This is a genomic window from Sporosarcina sp. Y1009, assembly GCF_057669865.1.
On record NZ_JBYHFO010000011.1, the window covers coordinates 14,933 to 38,847 of the forward strand.

Annotated in this window: 24 protein-coding genes; 5 read left to right on the plus strand and 19 right to left on the minus strand. The window is 39.3% G+C overall.

From position 1 onward, the window contains the following. Positions 1-32: 32 nt before the first annotated feature. The 4 genes from cshA to AC25Y1_RS13440 form a co-directional block, all read right to left on the minus strand. Positions 33-1,550, minus strand: a complete 1,518-nt coding sequence (cshA, locus tag AC25Y1_RS13425; protein WP_488148501.1) for a degradosome RNA helicase CshA — start codon at positions 1,548-1,550, stop codon at positions 33-35. A gap of 363 nt (positions 1,551-1,913) precedes the next feature. After that, positions 1,914-2,606: an alpha/beta hydrolase gene (locus tag AC25Y1_RS13430; RefSeq protein ID WP_488148502.1), complete on the minus strand. Its 693-nt coding sequence runs from the start codon at positions 2,604-2,606 to the stop codon at positions 1,914-1,916. Beyond that, on the minus strand, positions 2,603-3,985 hold the full coding sequence (locus AC25Y1_RS13435) for a UDP-N-acetylmuramoyl-tripeptide--D-alanyl-D-alanine ligase (RefSeq protein ID WP_488148503.1): 1,383 nt from the start codon (positions 3,983-3,985) through the stop codon (positions 2,603-2,605). The genes AC25Y1_RS13430 and AC25Y1_RS13435 overlap by 4 nt, the downstream gene beginning before the upstream one ends. Before the next feature lie 12 nt (positions 3,986-3,997). Beyond that, complete coding sequence (locus AC25Y1_RS13440) at positions 3,998-5,068, minus strand: D-alanine--D-alanine ligase (protein ID WP_488148504.1); 1,071 nt, start codon at positions 5,066-5,068, stop codon at positions 3,998-4,000. A 185-nt stretch (positions 5,069-5,253) separates the two neighbouring features. Here AC25Y1_RS13440 and AC25Y1_RS13445 point away from each other — a divergent pair, with 185 nt between their 5' ends. Further along, entirely contained in the window at positions 5,254-6,444 is a 1,191-nt protein-coding gene (locus AC25Y1_RS13445) for an FtsW/RodA/SpoVE family cell cycle protein (protein WP_488148505.1), read from the plus strand. A gap of 57 nt (positions 6,445-6,501) precedes the next feature. Here AC25Y1_RS13445 and AC25Y1_RS13450 read toward each other — a convergent pair whose 3' ends face one another. Continuing rightward, positions 6,502-6,642 carry an Lmo0850 family protein gene (locus AC25Y1_RS13450; RefSeq protein WP_488148506.1) on the minus strand — a complete coding sequence of 47 codons (141 nt, stop codon included), beginning with the start codon at positions 6,640-6,642 and terminating at the stop codon, positions 6,502-6,504. 435 nt (positions 6,643-7,077) lie between these two features. Between AC25Y1_RS13450 and AC25Y1_RS13455 the strand changes: the two genes are divergently transcribed. Next, on the plus strand, positions 7,078-8,238 hold the full coding sequence (locus tag AC25Y1_RS13455) for an MFS transporter (RefSeq protein ID WP_488148507.1): 1,161 nt from the start codon (positions 7,078-7,080) through the stop codon (positions 8,236-8,238). Between the two features lie 111 nt (positions 8,239-8,349). Here the strand turns inward: AC25Y1_RS13455 and AC25Y1_RS13460 are convergent, their stop codons facing one another. After that, the gene (locus AC25Y1_RS13460; protein ID WP_488148508.1) at positions 8,350-9,621 is read right to left on the minus strand and encodes a S41 family peptidase; all 1,272 of its coding nucleotides are present in this window, start codon (positions 9,619-9,621) and stop codon (positions 8,350-8,352) included. A gap of 18 nt (positions 9,622-9,639) precedes the next feature. Next, the gene (locus AC25Y1_RS13465) at positions 9,640-10,938 is read right to left on the minus strand and encodes an MFS transporter (RefSeq protein ID WP_488148509.1); all 1,299 of its coding nucleotides are present in this window, start codon (positions 10,936-10,938) and stop codon (positions 9,640-9,642) included. Between the two features lie 98 nt (positions 10,939-11,036). Here AC25Y1_RS13465 and AC25Y1_RS13470 point away from each other — a divergent pair, with 98 nt between their 5' ends. Further along, on the plus strand, positions 11,037-12,293 hold the full coding sequence (locus AC25Y1_RS13470; protein ID WP_488148510.1) for a helix-turn-helix domain-containing protein: 1,257 nt from the start codon (positions 11,037-11,039) through the stop codon (positions 12,291-12,293). Between the two features lie 50 nt (positions 12,294-12,343). Here AC25Y1_RS13470 and AC25Y1_RS13475 read toward each other — a convergent pair whose 3' ends face one another. Further along, positions 12,344-13,732, minus strand: a complete 1,389-nt coding sequence (locus AC25Y1_RS13475) for an L-cystine transporter (protein ID WP_488148511.1) — start codon at positions 13,730-13,732, stop codon at positions 12,344-12,346. Between the two features lie 182 nt (positions 13,733-13,914). Here AC25Y1_RS13475 and cls point away from each other — a divergent pair, with 182 nt between their 5' ends. Next, a complete protein-coding gene (cls, locus tag AC25Y1_RS13480) occupies positions 13,915-15,366 on the plus strand; it encodes a cardiolipin synthase (protein WP_488148512.1) in 1,452 nt (483 codons plus the stop codon). A 73-nt stretch (positions 15,367-15,439) separates the two neighbouring features. Here the strand turns inward: cls and AC25Y1_RS13485 are convergent, their stop codons facing one another. From AC25Y1_RS13485 to AC25Y1_RS13505, 5 genes are all read right to left on the minus strand, one after another. After that, positions 15,440-16,315, minus strand: coding sequence for a M15 family metallopeptidase (locus tag AC25Y1_RS13485; protein WP_488148513.1), 876 nt, complete (start codon positions 16,313-16,315; stop codon positions 15,440-15,442). Between the two features lie 100 nt (positions 16,316-16,415). After that, positions 16,416-16,664, minus strand: coding sequence for a hypothetical protein (locus tag AC25Y1_RS13490; protein ID WP_488148514.1), 249 nt, complete (start codon positions 16,662-16,664; stop codon positions 16,416-16,418). Between the two features lie 57 nt (positions 16,665-16,721). Continuing rightward, positions 16,722-17,549 carry a membrane protein insertase YidC gene (gene yidC / locus AC25Y1_RS13495; protein WP_488148515.1) on the minus strand — a complete coding sequence of 276 codons (828 nt, stop codon included), beginning with the start codon at positions 17,547-17,549 and terminating at the stop codon, positions 16,722-16,724. 81 nt (positions 17,550-17,630) lie between these two features. Further along, positions 17,631-18,413: a helix-turn-helix domain-containing protein gene (locus tag AC25Y1_RS13500; protein ID WP_488148516.1), complete on the minus strand. Its 783-nt coding sequence runs from the start codon at positions 18,411-18,413 to the stop codon at positions 17,631-17,633. Between the two features lie 77 nt (positions 18,414-18,490). After that, entirely contained in the window at positions 18,491-18,841 is a 351-nt protein-coding gene (locus AC25Y1_RS13505) for a hypothetical protein (RefSeq protein ID WP_488148517.1), read from the minus strand. A gap of 177 nt (positions 18,842-19,018) precedes the next feature. Here AC25Y1_RS13505 and AC25Y1_RS13510 point away from each other — a divergent pair, with 177 nt between their 5' ends. Continuing rightward, on the plus strand, positions 19,019-19,504 hold the full coding sequence (locus tag AC25Y1_RS13510) for a GNAT family N-acetyltransferase (protein WP_488148518.1): 486 nt from the start codon (positions 19,019-19,021) through the stop codon (positions 19,502-19,504). 51 nt (positions 19,505-19,555) lie between these two features. On the opposite strand, the gene AC25Y1_RS13515 is transcribed toward AC25Y1_RS13510, so the two are convergent. From AC25Y1_RS13515 to mntR, 6 genes are all read right to left on the minus strand, one after another. Beyond that, positions 19,556-20,026 carry a DUF4064 domain-containing protein gene (locus AC25Y1_RS13515; RefSeq protein ID WP_488148519.1) on the minus strand — a complete coding sequence of 157 codons (471 nt, stop codon included), beginning with the start codon at positions 20,024-20,026 and terminating at the stop codon, positions 19,556-19,558. 122 nt (positions 20,027-20,148) lie between these two features. Continuing rightward, positions 20,149-20,430: a GNAT family N-acetyltransferase gene (locus AC25Y1_RS13520; RefSeq protein WP_488148520.1), complete on the minus strand. Its 282-nt coding sequence runs from the start codon at positions 20,428-20,430 to the stop codon at positions 20,149-20,151. Between the two features lie 21 nt (positions 20,431-20,451). After that, the gene (locus AC25Y1_RS13525) at positions 20,452-21,417 is read right to left on the minus strand and encodes a ring-cleaving dioxygenase (RefSeq protein WP_488148521.1); all 966 of its coding nucleotides are present in this window, start codon (positions 21,415-21,417) and stop codon (positions 20,452-20,454) included. 188 nt (positions 21,418-21,605) lie between these two features. Further along, the gene (locus AC25Y1_RS13530; protein ID WP_488148599.1) at positions 21,606-22,442 is read right to left on the minus strand and encodes a DUF1002 domain-containing protein; all 837 of its coding nucleotides are present in this window, start codon (positions 22,440-22,442) and stop codon (positions 21,606-21,608) included. A 104-nt stretch (positions 22,443-22,546) separates the two neighbouring features. Further along, complete coding sequence (locus AC25Y1_RS13535; RefSeq protein ID WP_488148522.1) at positions 22,547-23,407, minus strand: CvfB family protein; 861 nt, start codon at positions 23,405-23,407, stop codon at positions 22,547-22,549. A gap of 20 nt (positions 23,408-23,427) precedes the next feature. Beyond that, positions 23,428-23,832 carry a transcriptional regulator MntR gene (gene mntR / locus AC25Y1_RS13540; protein ID WP_488148523.1) on the minus strand — a complete coding sequence of 135 codons (405 nt, stop codon included), beginning with the start codon at positions 23,830-23,832 and terminating at the stop codon, positions 23,428-23,430. Between the last annotated feature and the right edge of the window lie 83 nt (positions 23,833-23,915).

Here is a 23,915-nt window from a genome sequence, read left to right on the forward strand (position 1 = left end):
ATTGAGCGATTCCAGACTTTTTATAAATGTTATTATTCAGGTTTGCGTGAACGGCTTGCACCGCTACGGCTTCCACCTTCACGGCCACGACGTGATCCACTACGTCCGCCAGCAGAAGATGATGAACGACCGCCGCTACCGCCACCGCGGAATGGACGTCCGCCACCACTACTGCGACCGCCGCTGCGACCACCACGGTTTCCACCGCGTCCACCGCCGCCGCCTCTTGAAGGAAGTGGGCGTTCTTCAGAGATTGTAACCGGTACATCATTTGGTTCGCGCGTTAAGTTTCTTAGCGCTGCTGCAACAATTTCTGTCGCATCATATTTCTTAAGCATTTCAGAAGCAAGTTGCGTGTAATCAGTTAGTTCGCTTTTCTCAACAATCTCAGAAAGTTGCTCAACAGCAAGACGTTGTTGACCGATTAATGCCTCATCAGATGATGGTGGAACCATTGGCGTCATAGCTTTTTTCGTAGTTTGCTCAACGATTCGAAGGTAACCCATCTCACGAGGTGTTACGAAAGTAACTGCAACTCCACTTTTCCCTGCGCGTCCTGTACGACCAATACGGTGAACATAGCTTTCTGGATCTTGTGGAATATCAAAGTTGTATACATGTGTAACGCCTGAAATATCTAGTCCACGTGCCGCAACATCAGTTGCCACAAGAATATCGATTTTACCTTCTTTAAATTGACGAAGAGTCGACATCCGTTTTGCTTGCGTTAAGTCGCCATGAATTCCTTCTGCAATGTATCCACGAATCGTTAATGCATTTGAAAGTTCATCAACACGGCGTTTAGTACGACCGAAAACAATTGCTAGTTCTGGCTGTTGAACATTTAAAATACGTGACAGTACATCAAATTTTTCACGTTCATGTGATTTAACGAAATACTGCTCAATATTTTCAACAGTCATGCCTTTAGATTTAATCGCAACGATTTCAGGTTTCTTCATGAAAGTCTCTGCAATCTTACGGATTGGTGCAGGCATTGTAGCCGAGAATAAAAGCGTTTGGCGTTCAGCTGGAACACTTGACATGATTTCATTAATATCTTCAATAAAGCCCATGTTTAACATTTCATCTGCTTCGTCAAGAACGAGCGTTTGAACATTATCAAGCTTCAGTACTTTACGTTTGATCAGGTCGAGTAGACGTCCTGGTGTTCCAACAATAATTTGTGGATTATTACGCAAAGCACGGATTTGTCGTCCGATTTCTTGTCCACCGTAAACGGATAGAACTTTCGCACGTTTGTCGTTACCAATTCGGTGAATCTCTTCAGATACTTGAATTGCCAATTCACGTGTTGGCGCAATGACAAGTGCCTGTACAGAACGATTGCTCGTGTCTATTTTCTCAATAATAGGAACGCCGAATGCTGTCGTTTTTCCTGTACCCGTCTGTGCTTGTCCGATAATGTCTTTACCTTCAAGTCCAAGTTTAATCGTACCTTCTTGGATTGGTGTTGCTTCTTCAAACCCCATGTTGCTTAAAGAACGTTGTGTTGATTCGCTAATATTTAGTTCTGAAAATTTAGTCAAAATTTCAATCTCCTTTTTCTTCATTTGACAGTTGGTTACATTTGCAAATGAAAGCGCGGCAAATTCGAGCCTTTAAAGGGAACGTTTCCGATATTTTACATCCTCAGTTTTTTTGAGGGTATGGTTGAAAGGGAAAGCCCGGTCCTTGCCGAGCGGTTCGGTCAACGGATGCGTATCCGCAAATAATGAACAAACCGTTTTATTCAAAAAAAAGTACTCTTCATGCATGAAGAGTCTCAGTAAATGTATCCAATGCTCATCAAAGTGTACCACGGGAATTCCTCCCCTGCAAACAATGCGCTTAAATACAACTAATCAGTTTACTTGAAGTGATTCTTAAAATCACGAGAAAATGATATGACATCACTGTTCTCGCATGAAATCGAGCACTTGTGGAAACCAGTCTTGGCAATCTTCACTGTAGCAAATATGATGTTTTCCCAGCGGTGATTTCAACAAAACTTTGTGTTGTGAGCCAAGCATTTTATATAAATGATTGGCGGATGAGACAGGAACAATTTCATCTTTCTCACCTTGAACAATACAAACAGGGATCGTTATTTGCTTGTAATAAGGTTCTACCATTTTAACAATGCGTAAAAATTCGAACATGGCCCGAACCGGTGTATGTGTTAATTTATAATCATATAAATGAAAAAAAGTGTTGGTTGAATACTGCTTCGTAATGGATTCTCTTAACATCTTCCGTACATCTTCCAGCAAAAAACGAGGGCTAATATATTTTGCTGCAGCACTTAATAAGACTAGCTTGTCCACAGGATAGCGGAGCGATAGGTAAAGAGCAATTAAACCACCCATAGAAAAACCCACAACAACCACACGGTCTACTTTCTTTTGCAATCGCCTCATCGCAAGCTCTGCTTCCATCATCCATGATTCCGCAGACATATTAGCTAGATTTAGTGTGACGCCGTGCCCCGGTAAGGTCGGAACCTCCACTGACCAATCTGTCTGCGCTTTGACAAATGTGATCAGTGGTTGTACTTCATAAGTACCGCCCGTAAAACCGTGGATGAACAAAACGCCTGTCTTCATAAGTCTATCTCTTTTATAAACGGTGTAAGAATATTTTCTAGTGCCATTCCCCGCGATCCTTTTAACAGAATCACTGAGTCGGCATCCGTGTTTTTTTGAAGTTCATGTACAAGTGGTCCGTAATCTTCTTCAGACCAAAGTAGTTTGGCTTGTAAATGCTCATTTTGCAATCGATTATATAGCCATTTCATACGTGGTCCATATAGAAGAATTCCTTTTAGTTTCATATCATTCAGCTCAGTTGCTAATGATTCATGATAGGCTCGTTCTTCATCGCCAAGTTCTAGCATATCCCCCAAGACAACCCATGTATCTGGTCGAAGTTTCGTTTCTTTTAAGAAAGTCAGTGCAGCATTCATCGATGTTGGTGCAGCATTATAAGCGTCATTTATAAACAATGCTCCATTTACGGCTGCCACTGGTTGCATGCGCATATCTGTTAAACTAGCGGAAGAAAGTGCAAGACGAATATCATTTGTTGATAACCCAATTTTTGTCGCGACCAAAATTGCTGCAAGCGCATTTTTCACTTGATGGGCTCCGTAAACAGGGATTGTGAATTGGTCATCAATCTCTCCGGAAGTTGTAAATCGACTTCCCTCAATTGTTGAATGAACACCTTGTAGTGCTAAATCATTTTTCACATCGTACCCAAAAGACAATTTGCGAAGCGCTGGCTGCTTTTCAACCAATGCGCTTAACAACGGCTCATCGCCATCATAAAACAGCATCCCATTTGAAGATAGTCCATCAATAATTTCAAACTTCGCTTGTGCAATTCCTTCTCGTGACCCTAAATCTTGCATATGGGCTTCTCCAATATTTGTAATGATGACATAATCCGGTTTGGCCAACTTTGACAAAAATGATATCTCACCAAATCCGCTCATTCCCATTTCGAGTACAGCGTATGCTGTATCTTCTTCAAGCGATAAAAGTGTTAGCGGTAGACCGAGTTCATTATTGAAGTTCCCTTCAGTTTTCCTGACACGATAATACGGCGATAATACACTAGCCACTAAGTCTTTCGTAGAGGTTTTCCCGTTAGATCCCGTAATGCCAATAACTGTGCAATCGAGTTGCTCTCGGTACGCGCGGGCCATTTCTTGTAAAGCCAACTCTGGATTTTCGACAAAAATGAGCGGAATATCTTCTGGTGGATTGGGTTCATCTTTCATCCAAAGCGCAGCAGCCGCTCCTTTTTCAATCGCATTCTTCACATAGCGGTGCCCATTTACTTGCTCTCCCCGAAACGGGATGAATAAATCACCCTTGTTAACAGTTCTGGAGTCAATAGATACGCCTGTAATGACGACTTGTTCAAGGAGCTGCCCTTCTTGCTCTAGCCAGTCTGCAATTTTAGTTAATGGTTGTTTCAATTTGCTTCACACTCAATCCATCGTATATTGTATTTTTGATTTTTCAGCATGGCGTTCAAATGCGAGTTCAATGAGTTCATCAATAAGTTCTGGATAAGTAACACCCGAGTTTTTCCATAGAAGTGGAAACATGCTCATTGGCGTGAATCCAGGCATTGTATTTACTTCGTTAATCAGCACTTCATTTTCCGAAGTTACGAAGAAATCCGCACGAACTAATCCAGCACAATCGAGAACTTTAAAGGCACGGATTGCCATATCCTCCATCAGGTCTTTCACTTCCGTGGTTACCACGGCAGGAATAATTAGTTCTGTGTTACCGTCTTTATATTTTGCTTCATAGTCATAGAAATCTGTAACGGGTTTAATCTCCCCTGGCACTGAACATTTAGGATAATCGTTTCCTTTTACACTTAACTCCACTTCGCGGGCTGTGACGCCTTGCTCGACAATGACACGGCGATCGAATTTCAGTGCAAGATCCACTGCTTCTATTAAGCTCTCACGGTCAGTTGCTTTACTAATGCCCACACTCGATCCTAAGTTTGCTGGTTTGACAAACAACGGCCAAATCAATTCTTGTTCCATTTGCGCCATAAGCGCTTCGCGTTGTTGTTTCCAACTACTGCGAACAAAATGAACGTATGGGACTTGGTTGAGTCCTACTTGCGCGAATAATTGCTTCATCGAAACTTTGTCCATACCTGCTGATGATGCAAGGACACCATTTCCGACATAAGGAATATTCATCACTTCGAAAAAGCCCTGTACAGTCCCATCTTCACCGTTCGTGCCGTGTAAAAGCGGGAAAATCACATCTGGCAATCCTGCGCCTCCGTTTAAAAAGTCGTGGATGCTGTTTGGTTTAGCTTCGCCTTTTCCCACTAAACGAAGTTCTTCTATCGTTTCTACTGGGCCTTCGAGTGGCTGCCCTTTTCTCCACTCGCCTTCATACGTAATGTAAACTGGAATCACTTCATATTGTTCGAAGTTCACTGCTTGAATAACAGCCCTTGCAGTTGATAATGAAACCTCGTGTTCTGCTGATTTCCCACCGTATACTAAACCTAATTTTGTTTTCATCGTTTTCCCTCGCCGTTCATTTAAATTTGTACCTCTAGTTTACCATGTGTCATCAACTTGCATGAATGAATAACACAAAATAAACATTAAGTCTTATAACTTGGCAACTTCTTCTGATGTCGAGACGTCTATTTTCCTGTATACTATAGAAAACTTTACTTTATATTAAAGGTGATTAAAACATTATGAAATTATCAAACAAACCAGCGGAGCGTTTTGACTGGACGCTTGCTTTTATCTTATTGCTCTTTTGTATCGTTAGTTTACTGGCGATTTCATCCGCACAAACATCTGGACAATACGGGATTAACTTCGTCCCCATACAACTTCGGTGGTATGTGATCGGTGCTTTTATCGTCGCATGCGTCATGTATTTTGAGCCGGACCAGTATAAGAAGATTGCGTGGTATGCCTATGGATTCGGGTTATTCGTTCTTGTTTTCCTCCACTTTGCGCCGGGCGGGGAAGGTCAAATAGCTGAGGTTAAAAATAATGTAAAGAGATGGCTTTACCCTCCTGTCATTGGACAAATACAACCTGCAGAATTCATCAAAACACTGTTCATTCTGGGATTGGCCCGATTGGCGAGTTCACATCATGAGAAGTTTGAAGTTAAAACATTAAAAACAGATTTTTACCTTCTGGGAAAATTGATGCTTGCACTCATCTTTCCACTCTACTTCATTATGAAACAACCAGATTTAGGTACTTCAATTGTATTTATCGCAATTACTGCCGCTATTATTCTAGTCGCAGGAATTTCATGGAAGATTATTATTCCATTATTTGTTAGTGGAGCCGCAGCTGTAACTACTTTACTGTGGGCAGCTGTTTATGCACAAGACTTTATGAAAGATACGCTCGGCTTTGACTACGCTTATCAGTTCAAAAGAATCTATTCATGGCTAGATCCATACGCCTACCCTTCCGGAGAAGGTATGCACCTTATCCAGGCAATTACTGCCATTGGTTCGGGCGGCATGTTTGGGAAAGGTTTTCAAGGACGGGAAGCTTATGTTCCTGAGAATCATACCGATTTTATCTTCGCTGTAATCGGCGAAGAATATGGATTCATCGGTTCTTGTGTTGTTATCAGTCTCTTTTTTGTTCTGATTTATCATTTAACAAAAATTGCTTTGGAACTTAAAGATCCGTTCAGCATGTATGTTTGTACAGGAATTATTGCAATGATTACTTTCCATGTTTTTGAAAACATCGGCATGAATATTCAAGTTCTTCCGATAACCGGAATCCCTCTTCCTTTTATTAGTTACGGTGGGAGTTCGTTGATGAGTAATATGCTCGCAATCGGTCTCATTTTCAGCATGAAGTTCCATCACCGTACGTATATGTTCGGATCGGATGATGAAGATTAAAGAAATAAAAAAGCTCCAGCGGATTCAATGTGAAATCCGTTGGAGCTTTTTATGTTATCAGTTCGATTGAATTTGCGTGTTTTGTACGGACGGTGCGAGGACTTTCAACATTTCTATACGGGATTTTGTTAACGTAGCCGAAACTCCTAATTTCGCTAAATTGGATATAATTTTTTTCAGATCCATTTCGTTAGCCATTTTTTCCACCTCGACCTTTCATGTATAGTTATTAGACGTATGCTCGTACTAAAAGTTGCTATTTTATCAAAACAATGTTTTTTATTTTGATCTTAACTACATTATACCACCTCAGCGCTACTTATAGTTTTTCATTTGTGTTACAAAATCAGTTTGCACGTTAGATTATGTTGTTATACTTCGGATTTGTTTATGCATAGTAGTTAGCTCGGTTCTATTACGCCAAACGGACGAGTTTCCTTGCACTCGAATTGGTTTTGCTTGCACTCAAATAATTTTGCTTGCAAGTCGTGACCTTTGACTCACTTGAAACACCATCTGACGATTAAGCATTCCCCAGTCTCCTCGTACACCCGAATTGAACCTTATTCTTTGTATCCCCTATTTACGAACGGTATAATTGCGATATTGATTTAATAGAAGGCGGTTGGCATCGTGAAAAAATCCATACTCTTATTAATGTCCGTTCAATTTTTTGTTTATCTTGGGTTTGGCATTATTATTCCGATATTACCTGAAGTGATTATTCAACAAAACTTATCTGAAATACATGTTGGTGGCCTTCTAACGATTTATGCGCTTGCATCATTTTTTACTGCACCACTATGGGGGGCGTTGTCAGATCGTACGGGGCGTAAAAAGTTAATATTAATTGGTTTGCTGGGTTTTAGTTTAAGCTTCTTTTTATTTGCATTTTTCATTGAAAACATTATCCTTTTATATGCTTCACGCGTGGTTGGCGGTGTATTCTCTGGGGCTTTGTATACTGCGGTGACTGGTTTTGTTGGGGATATGACGACTGAAGAGAACCGGAATAAGTATATGGGCTTCCTCGGAATGTCGATTGGTTTGGGCTTTATCTTTGGACCAGCAATTGGTGGCGTGCTCGGGGATATCAATCTTCAAGTGCCGTTTATTGCCTCAGGTATTCTTACTACGCTACTTTTCGTCTATGCCGGAATTATTTTGAAGGAACCAAAGCGTGTGGGTGAAGCGAATAAGCGACAGCTGCTACCCAAAGGCGGAATGATGTTTTGGCAGTATCGAATACGAAATCTGTTCTTGCTTTCGTTTATGGTCACCCTTATTCTTGCCGGGCTTGAATCAACATTTCAGCTATTTCAGATTTCAAAAATTGAAATTACGCCTCTACAAATTGGGTATCTTTTTATGGTAAGTGGATTTGTCGACGCTGCAATTCAGGGCGGAGTTGTACGGAGAATAAAAAACGGGACAGAGACACAGTGGATTTTAGGTGCTCAAATCGTTACGGCGATCGGACTTATTCTCATCCCATTTTCCACAAATCTCTTTTGGGCAGGGTTTTCACTTAGTGTTTTCATAGCAGGTAATGCATTGGCCCGGACTGCCCTTGTATCCTTAACGTCGAAGGAATCGGGTGGAAAGTACGGTACTGCTGCAGGAATGACGTACTCGATGGATAATATGGGACGTATTATTGGACCGCTATTATTTACATGGCTTTTCACAAGGATGGACGGCGATATCTATTATATCTCTGCCGTTCTAGCCATTATCTCGATCGTATTCATCTTCTTGTTTAGAAAGTCGGACAAATCATTACGCGGTGCTTAAATCTTAAAAAAGCGAAGTTCTCCGTTTACCGGATATGAACTTCACTTTTTTTTATAAGTTTTTCTAAATGCTTCCTGACATAGTCCGGCAACTGATTTTCTGGTATAGCCCTTATTTTGATACTACTTTTGTTTCTAATTGTTCAATCGCCTTCTCCATGTCTTTATCCACAAAAATATGCTCTGGTGTCCAAGGAATATAGATTTCTGGGCTTATACCAACACCTGTCATCCCTTTCCCTTTGTCAATACGGGATAGACGGGATGTCGGGTACCACAATTCAAATCCTTCAGTCCATTTCTTACTGGCTAAATTTGCGTAATCATTCAGCCCCCATGTTGGTCGGCCGATGACTGTTATTTTATCTGACATCTTCGCAAGCTCTATGAATGAGTCTCCCGAGCTACCACATCGATTGTCTGTCATAACGACGATAGAAGCTGGATGTTTAGAACCTTTTATAAACGTATCTGGAACGATTTCGTCAAAATTAAATTGAACAAATCCTTTGCCGCTGTTTCTCTCCCATTCTTGGCGAAAAACATTTAGAAATGCTTTTGCTTGTTCATCTTCAATTCCTTTGAGGCCTTCGTCTATATCTGCTAAAACCCGAGTCGCATTTTCTTCTGTGCAATTAAAGAGCATATAGTCTTCTTCATCAGCAAGCTCGACACCTTCCTCAGGTAGTAAGTATTTAAATAAGGAATGGTAACTCGAGTCGCTTCCCCCGTAATTCACCCGCACGTCAATAATCCATTTATCCGTAGAATCGAGTAAGGCTTGATGATCAGCAATCATTTTTACAATGGCGTCTGGATTCGCGAAGTCCGTCATCGTCAAGACAATCGTTTCTTCATTTATCTTTTTCACAGTATACTCGGGAATATAGGGTGTTTTATCATACCTATCAAACTTTATTGTTTTTCGGTTCCCCTCGGAGACTTCGATTTCACCCTCATCATAGAGTTCTAAAATCGGTAACCAATTTTCCCGTTCTGCGTGGTTTTCATTTAACAAACGATGATGTTTTTCTAGTAATTTCGGAATGCTGTGTCCGCCTAATGAGACGAAGCGCATACCCAATTCAACTTTCTTTTCTGAATCGACTTCCGTTACATACAATGCGTCTTCAAATCGACGCACACGAAAACCGCGACTTTTTGCTTTTTCACTAGTTGAATCCTCCAAGTTAAAATAGACATGGCTATCATTGAAATCTAGTAAATAGTCATCAACAAGTTCCTTGAATTCTGCTTTGGTCATTGAAGGATTGTCTTGAATTTTCCGCATGAATTGCTCTGGATGATCGCATCCTTTTTTATCTTTCCATCCTGCATAATCATGATTCATAATGTGGACAATTTCGTTGAATAAATTTTCCATTTCAAACACCCCATTCTATTATTCTTGTACGGTTTCTGCTACTACTGTTTTCGATTTATCTAATTCTGGATGCGCTTTCCGTACGACTGACGGTCTTGCTAACACAAGGACGACGCCTATTAGCAATAAGCTAGAAATGATGAGGATCCACTGTGCTGGGAATAAGTCATACAGAAATCCAAAAAGCACAACACCTAAAGGCATGAGTGCCATCGCCATTGTTTCCATAATCGAAAACACACGCCCTTTATAGTCATCATCAATAATTTTTTGCATCATAACCATGATCGGTGTGTTAACGATAATCATCGTCGCGCCGAAACAGAACATAATCGTCAGATAAAAACCGAACATCACCCCATAATGCATAGGTACCATAAGGGGCAGCCCAATACTCGCAATAATAACCCCGAAAACGAGAATACCTCGCTTCGAAACGAGAAATGGGTATTTTACTTCTTTGCGCACCGATAAATAAAAAGAGAGCAATAGCATTCCGACTGCAAATGCACCTTCCGTTAAGCCGAAATGTTGTGAAGGCATTTTCAATTTTTCAATGAGGATGAAGGAATACCCCACTTGAAAGGCACCGAAAAGGAAATTGATGAGTAACGAAACCCAAAGGAGCGCCATGATAATCGGTTGTAGCTTTAGATAAGCAAAACCTGCCTTCATACTTTGCCACATCGTTTCCTTCTCCTCTCCTTCAACGACTTCTCTTCGTTTTGCGTACAACTTAAAATTCATCGTCGATTCAAGAATCACTGCAATAGTCGAAGCAATCATGTACATAATGAGAAATACTGGCATAGTAACAGTGCCATACAAAAGCCCCCCGATAGCCGGCCCGCCAATTGCCGCGAATGAAATGGACATTTGATTCATGGACATTGCTTTTTGAATTCGCTTTTCATCAATTAGTCCTGTAACCGAGGAACTAAACGCGATACCTGAAAAAGTTGAAGTGATGGATAATAACACAGTTGTCGTATAGATTGCGATTAGTGAAATCCCAGAGGTTAAACTGACTGTGAGAAGGCCTGCAATTGCAAATGTCGAGGCAATCTGTGCAGTAATGACAATCATCTTCCTTGAATAGTTATCCGCAGCGTAGCCTGCAAATGGTGCTACAAGAGTTCTTGGCAATATACTACAAATTAGATTCGTTGCAAAACTTGTTGCCGATCCGGTTTGTTGTAAAATATAAAAACTAATTGCAAATACGTAAACCTGTGCCCCAAATGAAGAGATGAGCTTGCTCGTCACAAACGTCCATAAATGATAGGTCGCTCTTTTTAGCTTTAAAGCTTCTTCCATAAAATCACTCCATCCACAATGTTTAATTAGATTAAACATAGAATAGCATGCTTTATACTTCCATTGCAAGAGAAAGTTTAATATAATTAAACTATAATGTGAAACATGACATGGAGGTGCTACTCATCGAAACATTAGGAGAACGTATTCGGAAACTACGCAAAGAGAAGAAATTGACATTAGAAGTATTAGCCGGTGATGAGTTGACCAAAGGCATGCTCAGTTTGATTGAAAATAATAAAGCGAATCCTTCAATGGAGAGTCTTACATATATAGCGAAGCGTCTTGGTGTGGAAATGTCTGAGTTATTGGAAGAAGTAAGTAGCCTGGAACTACAAGAGGTTTTAGCGAAAGTTGAAAAACTGTATTATACCGAGTTGGATGATTTGTCGGATGAGCACGATCAACTTATCGCTTTAATTAAACCCTATGCCAAAAAATTGACACAAGGCTACGAAGCCGCCCGTTTGTTGGAATTATATAGCAGAACGCTTCATTATGAAAAAATAGACGGTTGGCAAATATATTCGGATAGGGCCGCTCTTATGTATGAACAGATGAACATTATACCGAGACGAGCAAGCCTAGGTATATTTCGTGCAGGTGTTAAATTTAATGAACGTGATTACAGTGGCGCACTCAATATATTACTCGTGGAACGCTCTGAAATCGAAACACAAAATACATTTATCGACCCGATGACCAGATTGGATTTTGACTATACAGAAGCAGTTTTTCAATTTGCAGTTGGCAACTCACAAGAGGCATTAAAAGTTATGGAAAGCGGAATCGAATTTTCAAGGAAAAAACAAGTTTTTTACCGGATAGACCATCTATACAGACTTGCAACCACCCACGCTATGATGATGCAAGATGAAGATAAGATGAATTATTATGTTAAAAAAATTGCATTGTATGGAGAATTCGCCGATGATAATGATGCTATTTTATTCACAAAGTTTATTGAAATAGAGCATCTAAATTCATTTAAAAAAGACCATGAAAAAGCTTTGCACTTATTGGAGCACTACTATACCGATTATCAATTTGGAAAAACTTATCATTCCTTTTTCCAAATTGAAAAAGGGAAAGCTCTTTTCGGCTTAAAAAAATATGATTTAGCGCTTATCGAATTAAAACAGATGACAATTCCTGAATTCCTTCATCACCCCTTTGATTTAGCCGTTCTATATGAAGTCGATGCTTATATGGCGCTATCTTATGAAGTGCTCGGAAACAAAAAGAAATCCTTGGAACACGCCAAATTAGCCTATGATAATATTTTACCAATGCCTGAATCACCTTATAAAGCTTTTATCAATGAAACTTATGAAAAAATCCGCAGTCGACATTAAGGTCAACTGCGGATTTTTATTTCGATGATTTAAAGCTTCTACTGTTCTTCTTAAGCTTCAACTGTTTGTCCTTTTACATCTGCATTATAGACTTCTGTATCCAGTTCACCTGACATGCGAGCTGAAGTAACACCTGCTGTCATTGAACCACTGACGTTTAATGCTGTACGTCCCATGTCAATGAGTGGTTCGACTGAGATGAGAAGTCCCGCAAGCGCAATCGGTAAGTCGAGTGCGGATAATACGAGGATTGCGGCAAATGTTGCCCCTCCGCCTACACCTGCTACTCCGAACGAACTGATTGCTACAACAATAACTAATGTCACGATAAATTGCAGGTCAATTGGTTGTCCAATTGAAAGGGCGATCATGACTGCAAGCATCGCAGGATAAATACCCGCACAGCCGTTTTGACCGATTGATAACCCAAAGGCGCCCGAAAAGTTTGCAATGCCATCTGGAACACCGAGACGGTTTGTTTGTGTGTTAATGTTGAGCGGTAATGCGCCTGCACTTGAACGAGATGTGAAGGCAAATAGTAATACATCGCTAGCTTTTTTCAGATAAGTGATTGGGTTTAATCCCGATAGCATGATAATAACCAAGTGGATTATGAACATAACCCCTAACGCGACGTAGGACGCGATTACGAATTTACCTAAACTATAAATGGCACCAAAATCTGATGTCGCTACTGTTCTGGCAATAATCGCTAGAATACCATAAGGCGTTAAACGTAATACAATTCGCACAATCCCCATGATTAGAGAATAGATGGCGTCGATTCCTTTTTTCACAACAGCTGCATTTTCAGGTTCTCTTCGCATGACCGCTAAATAAGCAAATCCAAGAAAAGCCGCGAAAATGACGACGCCAATCGTTGAAGTCGGACGAGCCCCCGTAAAATCAAGGAAAGGATTCGCTGGTAGCAGTTCTAAAATCTGATTAGGTAGCGCAACGTCTGCAACACCGACCGCGCGCTCCTCAATCGAAGCACCACGAGATTCTTCTGCTTCTCCTTGAATGATTTCAGATGCATCAAGCCCAAAGAGTAGAGTCGCAGCAATCCCAATGAGTGCTGCAATGGCTGTCGTTCCGATTAAGATCCCCAAAACTCTTCCTGCCATTTTCCCGAAGCCTTTGCCGATTGTCACTTTCGTAAAAGCCGCAAGTATTGAAATAAACACTAATGGCATGACAATCATTTGAAGAAGTTTCACATAACCAACACCGATTATATTAAACCAGGGCATCGATTCTTGTAACACAGTAGAATCTGTACCATACGAAAAATGTAATATCAGGCCATATGCGATACCTAGTCCTAGCCCAGTGAATACTCGTTTCGAGAATGATACATGTTTACGTTGCATTATATAAAGTAAGCCTACTAATAGTAGAAGACCTACGATATTAATAACTAGAAATAATGAAGACATCTTTTTTTCCTCCTTAAGTGAAAATCAATCCAAACAATACCTTATATCACTAATTCATATCGGTCAAGTAGGTTATCTCGTTTATTATTGGAAAATCTACACTAATTTCCCTTTTCCGATGCATCCTTAACTTCTTCAGTTATAATAGAAAGTAATTATACATTATTGAGGAGGCGCCGCCAATGACGAACTTCTTAAGCTTTGCAGTTACTACAATATTAGTATTAAACATCTTTCTAGCCATTGCGCTTATCTTCCTTGAACGTCGTGACGCCACATCAACATGGGCTTGGTTAATGGTCTTATTCTTCATTCCGGTATTTGGCTTCTTTATATACCTCATGTTAGGACGTCGTTTTCGTGAAAAACACCTTTTCCGTTGGGAAGGGAGAAGTAAGATTGGGATTGATCAACTGATTGATTATCAAATTGGCGCAATCGAAGATGGAACGCTAGATTTTCGAATACCCGAAAATGAAAAACATAAAGATATGATTAATCTCCATCTTCGAAACAATGATGCTGTGTTAACACAAGATAATGATGTTGAAGTTTTTAATGATGGTGCTGCTAAATTTGAATCACTCATTCGCGATCTTGAAAATGCGAAAGATCATATTCATTTCCAGTATTATATTATTAGACTTGATAATCTCGGGAAACGAATTTTGGATGTGCTAATTCAAAAAGCAAAACAAGGAATCCATGTCCGGTTACTTTATGATGACATGGGGTCACGTGGTTTGCATAAACGACATTTTAAAGAACTTATTAAAAATGGGGGTCAGGTTGAGGCTTTTTTCCCATCCATTTTACCACTCATTAATCCTCGACTAAACTATCGTAATCACCGAAAGATTGTTGTTGTCGATGGAAGAATTGGTTATATTGGTGGTTTTAATATTGGCGATGAGTATCTTGGACTTAAAAAAAGGTTCGGGTATTGGAGAGATACGCATTTAAGAATTGAAGGGAGCGCAGTACACCCCATTCAGACGCGTTTCATACTCGATTGGAACCAAGCTTCAGCCAACCAAGATATCGAATATCATGATGTGTTTTTTCCCATCATTCCTCAAAAAGGGACTGTCAGTATGCAAATTGTTTCCAGCGGACCTGACTCTGAGTGGGAACAAATTAAAGATGGGTACTTAAAAATGATTTTCCGAGCTAAAAAGTATATTTACATTCAAACACCTTATTTCATTCCCGATGTTAGTTTTTTAGATGCCCTGCGAATCGCTTGCCTGTCAGGTGTCGACGTCCGGATCATGATTCCAAATAAACCAGACCATATATTTGTCTACTGGGCAACTTATTCCAATGTCGGGTATTTGTTGAAAGCTGGGGCTAGGATTTATATTTATGAAAATGGATTTCTACATGCGAAGCAGATTGTGATAGACGATGAAGTCTCAACAGTTGGGACTGCAAATATTGATGTTCGGAGTTTTAAACTAAACTTCGAGGTAAATGCTTTTATCTATGATCGTGATAAGTCGCATGAGCTTGCAGAGTTATTTGAACAAGATATGTTGCTATCAACGGAACTTACACAAGAAATCTACAACTCACGTTCTCTGATCATACGACTAAAAGAATCAATTGCAAATTTAATTTCTCCGATATTATAAAAAGAAGGCAACCCCTATTTACAGGAGTTGCCTTTTCAATTTCCTCGAACTTCTTCTGAATCATGTTTATTTATTAAATTCCAAGGAATTCCTCGAGAGATACATTCTGTTTATAAATTTCTTCTGCTACTTCAATGCCAACGTAGCGAAAATGCCAAGACTCATACATATAACCAGTGACTTTTTCTTTACCTTCAGGGTAGCGCAAGATAAAACCGAAACGATGGGCATTGTTTGCGACCCATTTACCTGCATCAGTATCTCCGAATTTTGACGATGCGAAGTATTGTTCCTGATCCACTTCACCAATGTCAAAAGCAAGGCCAGTTTGATGTTCAGAGTACCCTGGACGCGCGCTATAGCGATCCGCTTCTTTCTTACCATCTCGCTCTACATAACGCTCGTATAAGCCCGTCTGATAATCGTAGGATCGATAAGTACTAAATGCAGTCAATTCGAAACCATCCAACTTAGCTGCTGCTGCCATTTCATTAAATGCGGATCTCGCTTCTTTATCTTCGCCTGGTGCGTAGGTGCTTGGAAGCGGGTATTGCTTGTTCGCAATCAAAATACCCTTGATATAAGTTGGTTCTTTTGGTAATTCTTGTTCATCCATGTACTTGCGATTATCTTTTTCAGGAACTTCCACTTTTGGTGGTAGATTTTCTGGTGATTCTTGCGCAGGCGCTTCTTGTTCAGGTGATTCTACATCACTCACAACTTCTTCTGGCTGATTCTTTATATCCTCATCCGTCTCTATTTCCTCCGGATAAATGATGGACGCAATGGCATGTTCAATTTCCTTGTAACTTCTCTTCAAATCCCAATCATTCATACCCACCCAAAAAACGAGACCTGACAATATGGTGCCAGTAACAATTAGGCTGATGATTAAAGCTTTCGTTTTTTTCTTTTTCGATTTATACAAATAACTCTTATGTCTCGACATTATTATATAGCCTGCCTTTTTTTGCACTATCACTTAAGTTTAACATTCTTCCTTATTAAGTTCAGCAAAAATCTATCGTCTCAGAAATTCAACGAATGAATTAAATCACTGCATAAATAATGATCAATACAACAAATGCAAAAGCAAAAAAGAAAGCTACCCATGTCATCCATTTCGATTCGCGCATATGGCCTTGATCATGAAATGTTTTTGCGCGTAGTCCATTCGTCAATGCAAATAAACCGACCATCGAAAGAATCGCCATATTTAGATTCAGTTGGATAACAAAATAAAATGAAACAATAATAGCAATTACAATTCCGATTCCGAATAACCATTTACTATTCATACGTAAAACCCCCAAAAAAGAAGCCGAAGATTATACCTCTTCGGCCTCATTCATACTTTATTTGTCCTCTTTTTTCGGTTCTGCCTTTGCCTTCTCTTCACTCTCAATTACAGCACCTTCAGGTAGAATTTCCGGTTCCTTGTAGTATAGTTTTCGTCCAAGGTAAGTTTGGAAAATCAGTAAAATCCCGCCGATTGCCCAGTAAAGTGGAAGTGCAGCCATTGCTTTGAAAGAAATAAACATAATCATGATTGGTGACAAATAGATGAACATTTTCATCTGCTGTTTTTGCTGATCCGGCATTGTCCAAAGTGAAACACGTGCTTGGACGAAATAAACGGCACCCGCAATTAGCATCATAATCATATCTGGACTTCCTAAGTTAAACCAAAGAAATTTTGTTTCTTTGACTTCTGGCGAATACAAAATTGCAAAATACAACCCCATGATGATTGGCATTTGAATTAGTAGCGGTAGACATCCCATATTGAGCGGGTTAACGCCGTGCTTCGAATACAGCCCCATCATTTCCTGTTGAAGTTTTGCTAACTCATCTTTGTTTCCAGCTTCTTTTGCTACTTTCAAATTCTTTTGGATATCTTCCATTTCTGGTCGAAGTGCATCCATCTTAATTTTCATGTCTTGTTGTTTCTTATAGTTTTTCAGCATAAGCGGCATTAGAACTAGTCTAATTAATATCGTAATAACTACGATAGCTAAACCGTAACTACCGCTGAATTGACCACTGAAAAAGTTAAGCAACCATTCCATCGGTTTTACAAGAATATTGTAAAAATTACCTTCTTTATTCTCGACACCAGCACATCCGCTTAGAAAAATAGCAGCTGTCATTAATATTGATAATAATCCAAATCTCTTCTTCAATAGATTCACCTTCACTATTTCAAACTACTGAGAAGTATACAACAAACGAACAAGAAAATACAATGTTTCTACGTTTGTTCACTATTTTTCTATAATTGGAAGAGAACAATGAAAATAGGCGCCCGTCAAATTGTTACGAAACTTACGAGGGGTTTCGCCTGTATACTTTTTGAATATCCGCGTAAAGTAGCTTTGATTGCAAAAGTGAAATTTATTGGAAATATCCGAAATCTTAACCTCTGAAAATCTCAAATAGTATTGTGCTTCTTCAACTTTTCTAATATTAATATACTCTACTAGCGTGATGCCAGTATGCTCTCTAAATATACGTGACAAGTGACTTGTGCTAACATCGAACATCGTTGAAAGTCCCTCAACTGACATAGGCACTTCAACTTCTCTATCAATATACTGAACGACATTATTTACTGTGTGATGCATTAATAATGGTGTTTTTTTAGGAGCGACAGTAGCCATAAATAACTCTATTAAATTTTCTGCCACTTCTTCTCCGTTCTCCTCTGTTAATCGTTGTTCGATTAGCAATAGACAGGCTGCATTAAATGAAAGTGCGTTCCGAGAAGCTAAATACTCTTTACTAATATGTCTCGACATAATTCCCGATAACATAATTAAATAATATTTAAGTCCGATGAATGCATTGTTCTTGGTACCTTCTTTAATTATACGAATCAGCTTATCAGCCGTGTCTTTCGCTTCTTGCTTTTCAAAGCGATATAAATATTTTAACATTCTGTCTTCCGTTTCGAAATATCCTTCTACATTTTCAAAATAATTACTGCGTGCAATTTCATCGAGGAATTTATTTTCTAATACAGCATATGGCTCAGCCACTTCTCTCATCATTCTCACCTCTTATCGTTATTCTGTGCTTTTATTTTGTAAAAGGCACGTCCATAATAGGACGCGCCAATTTTCATTTACGCTTGTATAGAGCCTTCATCGGATTTTGGACGACGATTTTCAGTGTATAGACCGTCCAAATCCTCTTTTGATTTCTGCTCATCTTGTACTTCTTGGTTGTAGTAATGCACACTGGTTTGTGCACCTTCACTTACCATTTTATTGTCAGGTATATCATATGGATCCGAATGACCAACCTTCGTCTCTGGGGAGCGATTTGTTTTCTGCGTGTCTATAAACGCATCGACTTTCGTTTTCATGTTATTGAATGCTACTTGTGCTTTATCACGATTCTCTTTTTTACTAAAATAAGCATACGCACCGGCTGCAAATGTTGCTAATAAAAGTGTATTCTTTTTTTTCGCCAATTTAATCATTCCTCCTGAGTAATCTAAATTACTAATTGTCTCTGTGGTTAGTATACCCGAATTGAACAAATTGGAAACTTTTCTTATTATATCTTGTGGCAGAATCCAATTCTTTTGATAGTTATTCACTCTTTTATTTGTTATGATAACGAAAAGAAGTACTGAGGTGACAAGACAATGATAAGGCTGATGACATCTAAAGATATTGAACATGTACAACAAATTGCGCGAGTTACTTGGCGCGATACGTACTCCGATATAATCCCTGAGGAATTGCAAACACTCTTTTTGAATCGCTCGTATTCAGACAGCATGTTAATGATGCGTATGGAAAGAACGGCGATGCTAATTGCCGAAAAAGCTGGCGTTCCTATTGGATTTGCGAATATAACAAAAGTTGACGAAGATGGTGATGCGGAACTGACTGCCATATATATTCTACCAACGCACCAAAAGTCTGGTTACGGAAAAAAATTATTTCACAAGGCATTGTCTACATTAAAATCGGCATCTCAAGTCTTTGTCTATGTAGACCAGCAGAATGAAATTGGACGCGCTTTTTATGAGAAACACGGATTTACACTAGTAGATATCTTCGAAGAGACTTTCGAAGGTCATCCTGTTGAAACCGCCCAATATGTATATGTGTGTCAAAATCATTAAGAGAAAACCGCCTCCTTATAAAAGGGAAGCGGTTTTTTGATTCCTTACTAATTATAATGGGCGTAATGTGTCATCGTACTGATTTTGTACAAAACTTGTATCATCTGTCAGTGGTGCTTTTCTTACGAAACACATAATCCCTGCAATATAAAGGAGGATTGATGTTGGCGATATAACATACGCAAACAATCCTGCAAGTATAAACATAGCACCTGCTAGTTTCGGATTTTTATTATTCCAGATAGATATGATTCCTACAATATTTGCAATCAAGCTAACGACTAAGAGGATTGTGAAAAACCAACCAAACCCTTCAATCATCCCTATTAATTCAAAAAACATATCGACATCTTCTACACCTAAGGCAGGATCAGACAAAAAATCAGCCTCTATTTCACTTCTAAATGCTGGATCCTCTACGATAACCTTCATAAATGCAACAACGGCAAAACTACCAATAATAGCAATTAGTGTGAGTCCTGCACTAATCATCGATAATACTCTTTCTGTAGTACGTTTCATGATTTAACCTCCCTAATTATTCAAGTATATCAATCTATACGTGTAAACTAGTAAATAGTTTCAAAAAAAATTAAAAAGGCAATCTACCGTAATTTTATGGCAGATTGCCTTGCATTAGAACTTTACACTTTTAAATCATTATATTCATCATAGCGTTCAAAAGCGGTGACGACATATGAACAAATTGGTTCCATCTTGAAATTTTTCTCACGTGCATATTCCGCTGCTTGGTCAAGTAGTTTTTTTGCTACACCTTGCCCACGTAAATCTGGCGAAACAAATGTATGGTCCATTACCATGACGTCACTTAACATCGTCCAAGAAATTTCAGCAATCACTTGACCATCTTTTGAGTTACGAAATGCGTAAGCATCTCCATCTAATTCTACTAATTCAAATTCCATCATTAAAACTCCTTTCAATTCTTAGTTCGTATTAATTGGGCGTAAGGAAGCCTCAATCGCCGCTCTTTTCGGCTCTAGAAACGGAGGTAACGCCAATGTTTCTCCTAGTTTATCAATCGGTTCGTCACTTGTAAACCCTGGTTCATCTGTTGCAAGTTCATAAAGAATCCCATTTGGTTCTCTGAAATAAATCGATTTGAAATAATAACGGTCCACTAAGCCACTCGTTGTAAAGCCAAGTTTCCGTAAATGATTTTCCCATTTTTCATATTCGTCCATTGTTTTCACTCGAAAGGCAACATGGTGTACACTCCCGCGCCCAGCTCTTTCCATTGGTAAATCTGTTCTTGTCTCTAGATGAATTTCCGCTGCAGGACCCCCCTCACCAGTAGAAAACACACGAATATCTGGCATACCCTCTATGGTTGAAAGGTAAGATCCAGTTTCTCTGAAATTAAGCACGTCAATAAGGACTTGTGCTGTTGACGCAGGTTTTCGCACTGTGAGGCTAACAGGCCCTAATCCAATGATTGAAAAGGCCTCAGGAATATCTTCTTTCACCCATGGAATTCCATAAGGAACTCCATCACCGTTATCCACGACAAGCATAAGTCGGGAACCTTCATCGTCTCGAAAAGCTAACGTCTTACGACCGAATCTTTCTATAATTTCATCGTGTTCTATTTGAAGGGACTCAAATCTCTCTTTCCAAAATACTAACGCTTGATCGGATTTAACACGAAACCCAGTATTGCTAATGCTCGAGACGCCTGGATAAGTCCTTCCCGCATTTGGAATGTCAAAATAAGTCATATCCGTACCAGGTGTACCCTCTGCATCCGCATAAAACAAATGATAGGAGGATGTAGAGTCCTGGTTAACTGTTTTCTTAACTAATCTCATACCTAATATACGTGTAAAAAAGTCATGATTCTTTTCAGCGTCCGCTGTAATCGCTGAAACATGATGAATTCCTGCTAATTTCATACTGTATTTCCTCCTTAATATATCTCGAATTCAAGATACATTAATAGTACCATCGTATTCCATGCTGTACAATTTTTTTGTTTCCTAAAGCGTATCTAACTTAATAATAACCTTTTTCCTATTTTGCAAACAATTATCAAGTAAAAAAACAAGCCTAGAAAAATGGCTTGTTTGGATGGTACCGATAATTATTGGAACCAACCTTTGATAGAATCAACTAGATTCGCAAAGAATTCTTTTACTTTATCCCAAAACCCCGGATCTATTTCTCCTATTTTCTCTTTAATCTTTTTGCTCATATCGTCAAGTTGAGACGATAACTTACTAAAGTCAATATTAAGCCCGCGAATTTTATCCATTAAGTCTATTAATAACTGTCTGTCAGCATCGCTTAATTCGATTTTCAAATTTTTCAGTTGTTCATTTACAATTCGTTCCACGTCTTCTTTTGTGGCTGGTTTTTGTTCAGCAATTTGTTTTTTCAACTCGGTTAGGAGTTCTGTAACCTTATCGCTATCAATCCCTGCGTCTTCCGAAAACTTTGTTGCTAAACTAAGTTCATCATTAGCTACATCTGTTCTTTCTGTATCCAATGTTTCTCCGCTGACTTCATAAGCTTTGTAAATACCTACCAGTGCTGAGTGGCCTGTTACAGGTTTTGGTGAAGCAACTTCTACAATTGCATCCTCTATTCCTGCTGTTAACATGGCATTCGCATACATGTCAGCTGTCACTTGTGTAATATTGTTCTGCGTGACAATTGTAATAACGAGACCTTTACCAGCCTCACGTCTAGTAATTTTTGCTGATGAATACATGCGCGCATTTTTATTTCCATCTTTTATATAGGTTGTTAGGTCATTCCCGTCGACTGTTACCTCTTCAACTTCAGCTTCATCAGCAACTTCTAGACTTTCCTCAACACTAGCTCTTTCAGACTCAGACAAATCTGCACCATAAACAACTATGGGCACACCAAGCTTCTCATCAATCACCTTGTCTGCGTATGTCGTTTGTGGAAGCATAAACGACACTAAAAGCACTATGGATGCAGTAAACATGAAAAATCGTTTCATCGATCCAACCTCCTTCATCTAGTAGTACGTCTTAACTAAAAAAAGGTTCCTATCTAGTCGGATATTTTCGTCCAACCTTCTTCTTGTATCACTTTTCTATCTTTCATGAGTCTTCCCAGTGCCCGTTTAAATGAACCTTTACTCATACGAAACATCTCTTTAATTTCATCTGGCGTTGACTTGTCTGTGAAAGGCATCTTTCCTCCGGCTTTCTCCAAGTAACTGTAAATAATTTCAGCATCACCTGATAGACGTTCCTCGACTCGCGGAAGCATTGACCCATTCATTGTCCCATCGTCATGTACTTCTACCACACGAACATCAACTTCTTGTCCTAGGCGCGGTTCAGCTTCTTGTTCTGTATTATGGATGAAAATTCGATAATTCTCAGGAATGCTCAACAGAAAGGAACCTACTGGTAATAGACGGTATGCTCTTGCTTTCAAGTTCATGTTAAAATGAGAAGGTTCTCCCTTTGCATATTGTTCCATCACACGCTCTTCTGTTGCCAGTCTTCCAAAAATGCCTCCACCTAAATCGGTTCGAAGAGTCATGTATAATTCATCACCCGGTTTTGGCCATAGAGAATAGATAGTCGGCATATCTGTCCGATTGACTAATACTTCAAATGAAGAGCCTATATCAACGAAAACACCTTCACGGTCATCGATTCGGATAACTCTTGCCCAACCGAATGTATCAGCCGTCATATTAGGCATTTTCATTGTAGCTGCTAATTCACCTCGACGATTGGCATATAAAAATACATGTACGAAATCCCCTATCTGAATGCCTTCATCTGAATCTGACATATTGAGCATAATATCATTTTCAGGACCTCGAAGAATCCATCTTGAACCCTCTTGACCGATTACTTCTAACTCTGCTGTCTTTCCAGATTGTGTTTGCTCCATCTATAATCATTCCTTTGCTTCTATTTCTTCTTGTGCAGTTTCTTCAAAAACTCTTTATCCTGGTCCAAAGTCTCTACTAATGTAGTGATTCGATCAATCGCATTCCAACTTAAATGATGTTCTATTCCTTCAACATCTTGGTAAATATTTTCTTCATTTACACCGATAATTCTTAGGAAGTCTTCAAGGATATCATGACGTCTCACTAATTTCTTTCCAAAATCAAGACCTTTTTCAGTCAACTCCAAGCCTTTGTAACGCTCATAATACACATAACCTTCTCTATCTAACCGTTGCACCATTTTCGTCACTGATGACGGAAGGACATCTAATGATTCTGCAATATCGGAAGCACGAGCAATACCGCTTTTCTCTATGTGCAAATAAATTTGTTCTAGGTAGTCTTCCATACCTGGTGTAGCCATTATAGATCGCCTCCAGTATGTATTCACCGAAACTCCTTCATACTCCACTTATTTTAAAATGTTTAGCCTAATAAAATCCAGGG